Raw genomic sequence first — 2,525 nt, forward strand, 5'->3', positions numbered from 1 at the left:
GCCCCTTTGAACAACTCAACGGTTTCCGCTATCACGACAACTGGGTGCGCAACCTGCTGATTGCCTCTTCGTTAAATGGCAGAAGGCCGTTGCCCAGGAAAGCCGACACAAAATAAGTTGGAACTAGAACCAGGTCATAAAAAACTGCACGATCGCTAACGTAATTGCCAGCACCACCGGCCAGCGCTTCTCTTCTCGCCGCCCAGCCCAGTAGAGCAGCCCGAGTAAAACGAGAATGCCAAGATAGACGAACAGCGATCGCCTCGGGTCTACGCTCGTCCAGCCAATCGGTAGGGGAATAGCGCGCCGCCCCGCTAGCCAGGCCACGGTGGCATGGCCAAATTCGTGGACCCAAATTTTGATGCCCCACAGCAGAGCGTTGACAATGGGCATGGCATTCATCAGCATGCCCGCCAGCAGCAGTACCGGAAAAATCAGGCCGTTGCTGTAGCGGTTGTCGAAGGCCAGAATGTCGGTGTCGTCTGGAGCATCGGGCTGAATGGGGCGGGCCGGAGTGGATAGCCGCGATCGCTGAGCCAGACCGGACCTTGAGACGGTAGCTGGCTCCTGCACAGCCAGGCTAGAGGCCGCTTCTTCATGTTCTAGATGGGCTTTAAGGGTGGTGAAGGCCCATTTGAGCGGTTCTAGGGCAGCGCGATCGCCCTGGCGCAGTAGCACTGCCCGACGCTTAAAGTACACGGCTTCTACCTGGGCTAGCGACGAGCCTGGTTCTAGCCCTAGCTCCTGGTAGGCGCGGGCGATCGCTACTGGCGGCGTGTCATCGAGGAAAAGGGGCTGAAATATCGGAGGTGAGGGATTCTGGACAGGTTGCGGCTGGCTAAAGTCTGATTCTGGCAAGGCCTCAGCTTCGGGCTCTATCTGCGGTGCCGACAGCAGGGCAATTTCCTCTGTCCACACGGACTGTGCCCCCTCCGCCGATTCGCCGTAGACCTGCAAAATGCCAATGGCCGAGATTTGCAACTTGTCTAGGGCGCGACGGGCATAGGCCACTGTTGCCGCCTGGGGCGGGGCTGGGTTGCCCGTAAACCAGAGCTGAAGGCAGTAGCTCTGGCGATCGCCCCGCACGGAAATGCCCTTTGGCTGCAACGCGTTGGTAAGCAGGGCCGCGATCGCCGCTGCATCCCCGTCTTTAGCCTGCTCCAGTAACGAAGGTGACATGATCAGCGTCCTGGCCGTAACCTGCATACCCAGGGTACCCAGCCAAACTCAAATGGTCGAGGGATAGACAGGCAGGATGAGGCTCGGCGGATGAGTCGGGGCTAGGAATTTGCGATCGCGGCTTCAGGGGCGGCTTCTTTGCCATTGGTGCCGATTTCCAGAGTCTCGTCGCTGATCGCCTGACTGTTTCGAATGGCCCGCTCTAGCAACAGATTCAGCACAGTTCGCACGGCAATGATAATTACCAGCCGGGCAATATCTTCCCACTGGCTCGACAGCATGGTTTTGAGAATGCTGGCCCCAACCAGAAAACTCAGCCCCAGCGAGAAGGAATACCCCATCGCCAGACGGCTGCGCTGAAAGGCCGTGGTGGTTTGAGGCTTGAAGAGCGAAGAGCGCAGAAAAATCGCCAGGGCACGAATAATGCCAACTGAGATCACAAAGATGGCCAGCAGTTGGCACGTGCTGATCAAAATTCCGCTCAAGGCCCTCACCAGGTCGGCCAGATTGGTGCCAAGTAGTTGAATATCCATAGGTTCAATTCTAGAGGCATTCTCCCCAGCCGTTCAAAGTTGCCGACAAAGCGGGCTGAGGCAGCTGAACTTTGGAAACTTGAGGTCAAGATAAGATTGCTCTAGCTACATCTACGCTAGAGGACTTGCGGTTGAGTGCAAATATTTTCCCTGGCGGGCTGGTGGTCGCGGGTGAGCGCAGCGGCGTGGGCAAAACCACCGTTACTTTGGCCCTGCTGGCGGCCCTGGCTCAAAAGTCGGATCGGGTGCAGTCGTTCAAGGTGGGGCCAGACTACATTGACCCCATGTTTCATCGCCAGGCGACGGGTCGCCCCTGCTACAACCTCGACCCCATTTTGACCTCAGAAACCTACGTGCAGCAGTGCTTTGCCCACCGCTGCCACGATGCCGACTTTGCCCTGGTCGAGGGGGTAATGGGTTTGTTTGACGGCGCGTCAGGCCTGTCTGATGTGGCTAGTACCGCCCACGTTGCCCGCCTGCTGAACCTGCCCGTGCTGCTGGTGGTCGATTGCAGCCGCCTGTCGCGCTCTGTGCTGGCGATTATTCATGGCTATCGCACGCTAGATCTGAGGGTTCGTATTGCTGGGGTAGTGCTCAACCGGGTGGGCAGCGATCGCCACCTCGAACTGCTCACCGATGCGATCGCCAGCCTGGATATCCCCATTCTGGGAGTATTGCGGCGGCAGGATGCGATCGCCCTACCCGATCGCCACCTCGGCCTCGTCCCCACCGCCGAACTGCCCCAGCTGCCTGAAATTCTGGATCGCCTGGCCACACTTGGCCACACCTGCTTCAACTGGGACGCCCTCATCC

The 2,525-nt window shown here is 58.6% G+C and carries 3 protein-coding genes; 1 reads left to right on the forward strand and 2 read right to left on the reverse strand.

Going from position 1 to position 2,525, the window contains the following annotated elements:
- Nucleotides 1-123: 123 nt before the first annotated feature.
- Both IQ273_RS32450 and IQ273_RS32455 read right to left on the reverse strand, forming a co-directional pair.
- Nucleotides 124-1,179: a hypothetical protein gene (locus tag IQ273_RS32450; RefSeq protein WP_194027195.1), complete on the reverse strand. Its 1,056-nt coding sequence runs from the start codon at nucleotides 1,177-1,179 to the stop codon at nucleotides 124-126.
- 101 nt (nucleotides 1,180-1,280) lie between these two features.
- Nucleotides 1,281-1,712: a DUF1622 domain-containing protein gene (locus IQ273_RS32455; RefSeq protein ID WP_194027196.1), complete on the reverse strand. Its 432-nt coding sequence runs from the start codon at nucleotides 1,710-1,712 to the stop codon at nucleotides 1,281-1,283.
- Nucleotides 1,713-1,843: 131 nt separating this feature from the next.
- Here IQ273_RS32455 and IQ273_RS32460 point away from each other — a divergent pair.
- Nucleotides 1,844-2,525: cobyrinate a,c-diamide synthase (locus IQ273_RS32460; RefSeq protein WP_228054342.1), on the forward strand; the 682-nt coding region annotated here is incomplete at its 3' end.

The organism is Nodosilinea sp. LEGE 07298, from assembly GCF_015207265.1.
Classification (GTDB): domain Bacteria; phylum Cyanobacteriota; class Cyanobacteriia; order Phormidesmidales; family Phormidesmidaceae; genus Nodosilinea.